Origin of the sequence: Nostoc sp. NMS2 (genome assembly GCF_017115105.1) — a bacterium.
Classification (GTDB): domain Bacteria; phylum Cyanobacteriota; class Cyanobacteriia; order Cyanobacteriales; family Nostocaceae; genus Nostoc.
Map to the genome: position 1 here is coordinate 23,010 of NZ_JABXKH010000055.1, position 7,231 is coordinate 30,240.

Below are 7,231 nucleotides of genomic sequence, written 5' to 3' on the forward strand. Positions count from 1 at the left end.
TTCTTGCCAGTTAACAGCTTTGCCACCTTGTGGGACGATAGCATATTAGTCAAAGAGACAGGTGGTCACTTCGACTACGCTCAGTGACCACCTGCCTCAAAACCCGTAGGCTTTGTACCTCATGTAAGAGAAAACTGCTGTGTATGCGATCGCCATCAATGCAATGCCACAAAATGCTTCAGCATCTACTATATACATCAAATCCTTATTTTGTTAATACATCCTTCAAAGCAGAAATCGATGGTGCAAAGAAGTAGCCGCCCCCAGTAGGGATTACCCAGTCTTCAGGTGCAGTCAACTCCTCAGTTTGAGGTTGACCTTGGTCATCCTCAAGGTGGATAAAGAACTTGCGTGTGCGATCGCCACCTGGTTTGTTATTATCACTTTGACCAATAATTGGATCGTGACCAAGAGTTAATTTACCTTCAAACTCGTGGCCGGTAGCAGCCTCCTCACTGAAGTTTGGATTATTAGCCCAGAACTTAGTGACAAACTCAAACTGGTCTTCAATCGAAGTCTGATAAGCTAAAAAGTGGAGACCGCGATCGACAAACTTCTCATCTTGTAGCGGATTGTTCGGCGTTGAAGGAGACACTGGGCCAAAAGGAATGCCGCGACGGAGTAAACGGTGTGTTTGAGTAGTCACTTCACTGCGGTCAATATCAATCTCGTCGGAATTAGGGACTCTGCCTCCTGGTGTTTTGTCATTGCGTGGATAAGTCTTCCGGGTATGGGCAATAAACGGACAGCGCAGACCCGTTGCATCGTCGGAAGGCGGGACTACATCATTTTTGAAGAATTTTCCATCTGGTGGATCATCACCGTTGAATTCAAAATCATTGTTGGCATTGTCATCATTACCCAAAGTTGGGGCATCTTCTTCGGGCGTGCGGACAGTGGGAGCGCCACTAGGCCAGCGACCAATCAGCTTTGCGCTCACCTTTCGAGGGTCAGTATCGAGGTTGGCAGCTTTTTCGTTCAAAAAATGGTGGAACTTGTATACATCTTGGCGCAATCGGCGGAATACAAGGTAAGAGCCATCATTCGCCCAGTGTAGTCCTGCCGATACAACCTGACCTTTGCTATCTTCCAACTTTTTAGCATCATCCCTCTGACCCTCATAGCCAAAAACAAACTCTCCTGGCCACAGAAGATCCTGTCCTGGTTTACCCTGGTTTTTATTCTCTGGATTCTGCCGAGGAGTGAGAAGTTCTTTAGGATTATCACCAACCCGGCCACGAATACCAGGTTGTGATATTCCATCCAAGTTGCCAAAATGCTCATGTCCAGATAAGGGTGCAGGTAAGTTAGCTCCCTCTTCTAAGAAAGTAATTCTGGCTCCACTGCTCTTAGGCTTACCTTGCTCGTCTGTAAATACCACAACGCTTTCTAAGATCCGCGAAACTTCTGCCAGCAAGTCTGCGCGTTCGTCACTGGCAATGATGAAAACCACATCAACTTTGCCATTATCTGGCCCACCCACGACCCAGCCAATAGGCTTACCATCTTTGTCCACGGGGTCGTTCAGATCAGCAGCGCGTGCTGCTAGTCCAGCTTTAAAAGATTTATCCGTAAATGAGTCGGCATCATTAGTTAGTTTCTTCAGCCCCTCAAAGGAGAAAGCTATATTAACCCAGGTTGCCTTAACAGCGCCTTCGCGGCCTCGTCGCTGTCTGGCGGATTTAAATAAGCGGTTGAAGGCAATCACTTCTGAAGCGGTGGCAATGAAGTTGATCTGTGACTTAAGCCACTGCTTGAAGGCATTTGGATTTTCAATTTCAAGGAATAAGAGGGCTTGGTAGTCTTTATTGAACCCGCCTAGAATGTTGCCTTGAATATTGTTGACATTGAGAATAGGTTCATTAGGCGCAGGGACGTAGAAGAATGAGTTTGTCTGTTGACCTTCTAACGGCTCAGGAGCAGGTGCTTCACGAATTATTTGTTGTGTCATGATTAAAGTCCTGTTTATGGTAAAGCTTATTGGCTATTCCAAAATGGAAATATCAAATCAGGTATCCTCGATGAGAACCTGTCTTAACTTATCGGAGGTATTTAAGAGATTTATGCAGCAATTCTATCTACATTTCATAGTTAATAAAATTGCGTTTTGTAAATAAACTATACATATTTTAAATATGGTCAGAAATGATAGTGCAAGCAAGATATAGCTCTAATGATGTTGTTCAGCTTACGTTGGTTGGATAAGTTTGCGACCGGATAAATATGGCTAATAAAGCTGAGGTTAGCCATACTAAGAGGACTTTCAAAATAGTATATGTCAGGTATTTCTGCGTTTGATATTTTCTTGTAAACGGCCTCGATTGCGGAAAAAGCTTTTGCTTTATCAACTGGCTGAGTTGATATTGCCATTGAATACCATTTCATTTGATAGTCAGCAATCACAGCTTTTTGCTGTCCTGTCAACTCAAAAATCTTTGACATCCCTTAGTGTACTTATTAAGATTCCCATTTAAACTATCCAAAGTCAAAACATTAGGCGTTGATTTTAACTCTGGCGATCGCCAGCCTACTTACTCACCTCCAATCGTTAACGTCAAGGCAAGAACCGGACTAAAAACGCAGCATGGTAATTTACCCTTGTGGGTTGCGTCTTGCTAAAAGGCGATCGCGCACTCCAATGGGGTTAAAACGCTTTTCAGCTTCCTGTCTAACTTCCGTGGCAAGTCTTTGACGCTCTAGAAGGTAGGTATCAACCTCGGCTTGATGTTGTAAGTAATAACCAATCACCAGATAGATATCCCAAAGATGAAGGGATGGGTACTGTTCTGTGATCTCTTCTGCTGTAGCCCCTTCAAGGAAAGCTGTAACAACTGTATCTAAAGTGATGCGAGTTTTGCTAATTTTAACAACGCCATTTGCATCAGTTACAAGGGGAATCGGGGCAACAGTAGGAATAAGTAGCATTTTAATATCTAGACAGTGCTGTTTTCCTATACTCAGAATAAGCCAAAGTAAGAAAATTAGGCGTTGATTTTTTATTGCGTGTTAGGCTGCTGGTCGCAGTAAGCGGATAAACCCTTCTTGCTCGAAGTGGCGATCGGTAGACAATGCCTCTATAATGTCGCGCTGGCGCATTAGCACAAAACTCAGTGCATCACATAGAGAGTAAGTTTTATCCTTCCGCCCCATTAGGAGATCGACTGCTGTTCGGTGCAATGGCTCATCTATCCAAACCGTTTCTATGTCTGGGTTATCCAGCAAGTCAACCACAAAATCAAGGACGGATGAACGCGGAAAACGCCTTGCAGTGGCTAACGCGACGTACTCAGCAATTACATAGCTGTGGGTTAATCGGATTGTTGCTCTCTTATAGGCAGCACTAGCTTCAGTATGCAAAGGCTCAGTCTGATAGTGCAGACAAAGTAACCCAGAGGTATCGAGGAGCATTAACCCTCCTCGTGGTTACTGGCATACTCTCTCACCAAATCTGCATCAATGCTTTCATTGTTCAGATCAATGGTATGTTCGAGATTAAGTGCCCCAAAATGGCGTTCAAATCTGGCTCGTGCTGTCTCCTTTTCTGCTTCAGATAGCAATAATTTAAAAACTTGTCCAAACTGTTGCTCTAGGAGGGTTGCAGCTAGCCGTTCAGGAGGAACGCCAATCGCCTCAGCTTGTCGCTGAATCGCGGTGAAAATTTGGTCGTTCAGTTCCAGTGTAAGAAGATGGGTCATAGAAGTATGCAATATGGCTAGAGGCTATGGTAATTATAGCTTTGCTTGTTTAATGCCCCAATCAATGAAAAACTTGTGGTGTAGGAATTACCAATTTCAAGGTAGTAAGCGGTACTAGCCACTCGCCAACGACACCAGCACGCCATTAGGATCGCGGAGGCGAGCAATAGTTTGTCCGCCAGGCTGGGTTTTAGGGGCATCTAATGCTTTTGCACCAGCCCCGATCGCTCTCATGTAAGCACTGCCAACATCAGGTGTAATAAATGATATCTGAATCAATGTCGGTGGTTGTGTGGCATCGTTGGTATGGCAGCCGCCAGGAAATAACTTTTGTGCTTCGCTACTGGAGGAGAAAGCTAATGTGGTGTTTCCGGTTTCGATTTCAGCCCAGATATATTGCCCCTTATCCTGGAGAGTGCGACGAACTAGACCAAATGCTTTTTCGTAAAACTCAACCGTTTTAACTACATCGTCTACCCAGATGACCGTGTAACCAAATTTCACAGTTTTTTCTCCTTATCTAGAAAAATCAAATTGAGTATTTTAAACCCACGCAGGTCGGTTTTGCCTATGTAGACAAGCCAGTGCGTTGGGCGGTGCCGACTTGAAGCAACTGGCGTGCGGTTTCTAACCGCCCTTTTAACTTAGTTCTTAGAACCCCTCTCCAAACCTCTCCCCGAAACGGAGAGAGGCTTTGATTCTTGCTCCCCTTCCCTTGTAGGGAAGGGGTTGGGGGTTAGGTTTGAGTTGCACACGGCATGAATTACAAATTATGTTAACTTTCTAGTATGTAAGGGGCTGTTGCTAGAGTTTGTGCCCCCGTTTGCATCATTTCTATATCTGATGGCGACCAATGATGAGGCCCTTGACAGTGATGTGCTGTTAGCAATCCCCATAATCCTCTAGGAATCAAAATTGGTACAACAAGATTGGCACTAACCTGCATATTGCGGAGAAAATCTCGGTGACAAGGTTCGATTGGCTCTAATTCAATATCAGCGATCGCTCTTACCCGTCCTGATAAGTATAAAGCAGCATACTCGTTATTAAAACAATCATCTGGGCCAGTGGAACCAAGTATTGATAATTCTTTAGAACTCAATGATTCAAAAGTCACTTGCCCTTGCCACTGCCCGTAAAAATAATACAACACCACCCGGTCAACCTGAAGCGATTCTCTGAGTTGACTAGTAGTTTGCCGCACTAACTCATCGCGCTGCATTGTTTTAACAAGGCGGTCGAGCAATTTTTGCAACCCCTGTTCGCGGCTATGGTTAAATTCGGAGTGAGGATGAATTTGCACGGTTATAAAATTACGACTAGGTAAATGCTGCCGGATTTATATAAGTAGGTAGGCGTAAATAATTATTGTTGGGATAAGGCAGGGTTTCGGCTATTGTTTGCGTAAGTCCTGCTAGGTTTTCCTCCGTGTAGGAGTAAGTTGGATGGATATTCTTTTATTACTAACATAGATCACATCTATCTTGAAACCTGTAGTTCTTCCCTGAGCAAAAGGATTTGCCCTCATCCCCCAACCCCTTCTCCCAGATATGGGATTCGGGGAGCTAGAATTTCAAAGTCCCTCTCCCATATCTGGGAGAGGGATTTAGGGTGAGGGCAAAAACTACGGTTCTCAACTTAGATGAGGTTTAGTAGACGTAGGTTGGGTGGAGCGGAGCGCAACCCAACATATATCAGGATGTTGGCTTTGGCAAAGCCTCCACCCAACCTACATTTTTTTTGCAACTCTGATGGTGCCGTACTCAAGGGCGATAACACACCCTACGAAACAAGATTTGAGGTGATTAAATCATTTGTGTATACACCGTAGCCTTGCTAAGGGGGGACGGCGTTAGCCGGAGGTGAATTTTCTTACAAATCATTTAGGATAAAATTGTTGATAACCACAATTAAGAAGCAAGTTTAGCATTGATAAAACTGAAGATTTTTTCTAATTCCAATAACCCAGCTAATTCTGCTTGTTCATCTGGATTGAGTAAATTTTCTTTATTTTTTTCTAATAGTTCCTCTAAACGGATTTGTAATTCTTCAGTAAAAGAAAAAGGACGAAACTGATCAGAAAGATTAAGTTTTATTCCATTTGGTAGCCAAGATGAAGGCTGTTTCATTAATTCTTTCATGGGTATCTCCATTAAACATAACTCTTGTGGAGTGGGCATCTTGCCCGCCCTAATTATACAAGTTAAATGTGGAACAGCTTATCGGACTATGTTGAGATTCTTTCATACAGTAATATCATGAATTGCCCCAGAGGGCGGGTACTTGTGCGTAAGTCCTATTTTTGAGTCTCCAAACATTGGGGCAAAGTTACGATAAGCTGACAATGCTGCTTCTTTAATTGTTGCATTCACAATCGGAAAGGTAGTGAGGATGTAGCTAAACTCATCTTCGGTTAAACCGTAAAGGTGTGCTACCATTCCATCGAGTTCTGCGCGGAGATTGGCGCGTTCTGTTTCGTCGGTAACGCCTTGTTGATGGGAACCTAAACCGACTTCTTGCGCGAGTTCGTCAAATTCTGGTGTGGTGCAGATGAGTTTGGCGGCGCGTTGTACAATATCGTTGAAGCTGCGATCGTTTTTTGTTAAGCGTGGTACGGGTAATTGGTAGACATAGAACATATTGCAATGCGCTGTTACTTTTTGGCGAATTATAAAATCGCAAGCAAAGCTATTCAGTACAGAAACAACAAACAGTAATTCGTCTTGCTTTGTGAATTGCTGTGACACAATTAATGTATTACCCGCAAAAACATTAGGTGGGATAATTCCTGCAATCATAGTTCTGATATTAGTAGCATTTGCTACGTCTCTAAACCCTAAACGGGAAATTTGATAATCTAATTTTTGAGAATTATCACTTTCATTCCGTTTTAATAAAGCTTTTCTTGCTTCTTGTTCATCCACCCAATATCTGGGTTCAGCATATAGATGAGTGAACTGATGAATCATCTTACCTTCATATAATGATAATCTTCCTTTACCCGGCTGTTGCTTGAATAAATGACTGTCGCTAGTCATGTTTAGCTCTTGCCTAAGACACAGATTCCACTTCCCTTTAATCTTTTCACCTAGTAATGGAAACTCAAGCATTTTTTTAGCAATGCAAATGTCTACCTCGTTCTTAAACTCCATTACAGATAGTGAATCAGGCGATAGTTTACGCACCATATCAACGCTAATTTGCAAGCTATCATCATTAGGAAACCTTTGAAGTTCCTCCACATCAAGACGCATAAAAGCAGATGGGAATTCTGTTGTTGTACTACCTTTAAGAAAAGTAAGGACAACAAACTTAAAACGGCTATCAACTTCTTCAAAAATTGTCTTGCGGTTCTCAAGACAGAATAAACCAGTAACTTTAGTTTGACTAAATAACATCTCCCGCAGTTGCTTAGTTCCCAAGTCTGTGTAGCAGGGTTAGCGCGTCTCAAAGCCTATTGACAAGAGGACTTGCCTGATCAGCAATCTTTGTTGGAAACAAAGTGACACCATCCGAGGTAGGGTAAGATTTAATTC

At 43.1% G+C, this 7,231-nt stretch carries 9 protein-coding genes; all 9 read right to left on the reverse strand.

Going from position 1 to position 7,231, the window contains the following annotated elements; all coding sequences use genetic code 11:
* Window positions 1–205 precede the first annotated feature (205 nt).
* The gene (locus tag HWQ36_RS10375) at window positions 206–1,951 is read right to left on the reverse strand and encodes a Dyp-type peroxidase (protein WP_292701608.1); all 1,746 of its coding nucleotides are present in this window, start codon (window positions 1,949–1,951) and stop codon (window positions 206–208) included.
* Window positions 1,952–2,139: 188 nt separating this feature from the next.
* Window positions 2,140–2,442: a hypothetical protein gene (locus HWQ36_RS10380; RefSeq protein WP_292701611.1), complete on the reverse strand. Its 303-nt coding sequence runs from the start codon at window positions 2,440–2,442 to the stop codon at window positions 2,140–2,142.
* Between the two features lie 150 nt (window positions 2,443–2,592).
* Window positions 2,593–2,925: a DUF433 domain-containing protein gene (locus tag HWQ36_RS10385; protein WP_292701614.1), complete on the reverse strand. Its 333-nt coding sequence runs from the start codon at window positions 2,923–2,925 to the stop codon at window positions 2,593–2,595.
* Between the two features lie 81 nt (window positions 2,926–3,006).
* On the reverse strand, window positions 3,007–3,408 hold the full coding sequence (locus tag HWQ36_RS10390; RefSeq protein WP_292701617.1) for a PIN domain-containing protein: 402 nt from the start codon (window positions 3,406–3,408) through the stop codon (window positions 3,007–3,009).
* Window positions 3,408–3,695, reverse strand: a complete 288-nt coding sequence (locus tag HWQ36_RS10395) for a hypothetical protein (RefSeq protein WP_292701620.1) — start codon at window positions 3,693–3,695, stop codon at window positions 3,408–3,410. Before HWQ36_RS10395 ends, HWQ36_RS10390 begins: the two co-directional genes overlap by 1 nt.
* Window positions 3,696–3,809: 114 nt before the next feature.
* Window positions 3,810–4,199, reverse strand: coding sequence for a VOC family protein (locus HWQ36_RS10400; protein ID WP_292701622.1), 390 nt, complete (start codon window positions 4,197–4,199; stop codon window positions 3,810–3,812).
* Window positions 4,200–4,470: 271 nt separating this feature from the next.
* Window positions 4,471–4,998 (reverse strand): GAF domain-containing protein, encoded by a 528-nt coding sequence (locus tag HWQ36_RS10405; RefSeq protein ID WP_292701624.1) that lies wholly within the window; start codon window positions 4,996–4,998, stop codon window positions 4,471–4,473.
* 607 nt (window positions 4,999–5,605) lie between these two features.
* Entirely contained in the window at window positions 5,606–5,875 is a 270-nt protein-coding gene (locus HWQ36_RS10410) for a hypothetical protein (protein ID WP_292701627.1), read from the reverse strand.
* Window positions 5,876–5,938: 63 nt separating this feature from the next.
* Window positions 5,939–7,093 carry a hypothetical protein gene (locus tag HWQ36_RS10415; RefSeq protein ID WP_292701630.1) on the reverse strand — a complete coding sequence of 385 codons (1,155 nt, stop codon included), beginning with the start codon at window positions 7,091–7,093 and terminating at the stop codon, window positions 5,939–5,941.
* Between the last annotated feature and the right edge of the window lie 138 nt (window positions 7,094–7,231).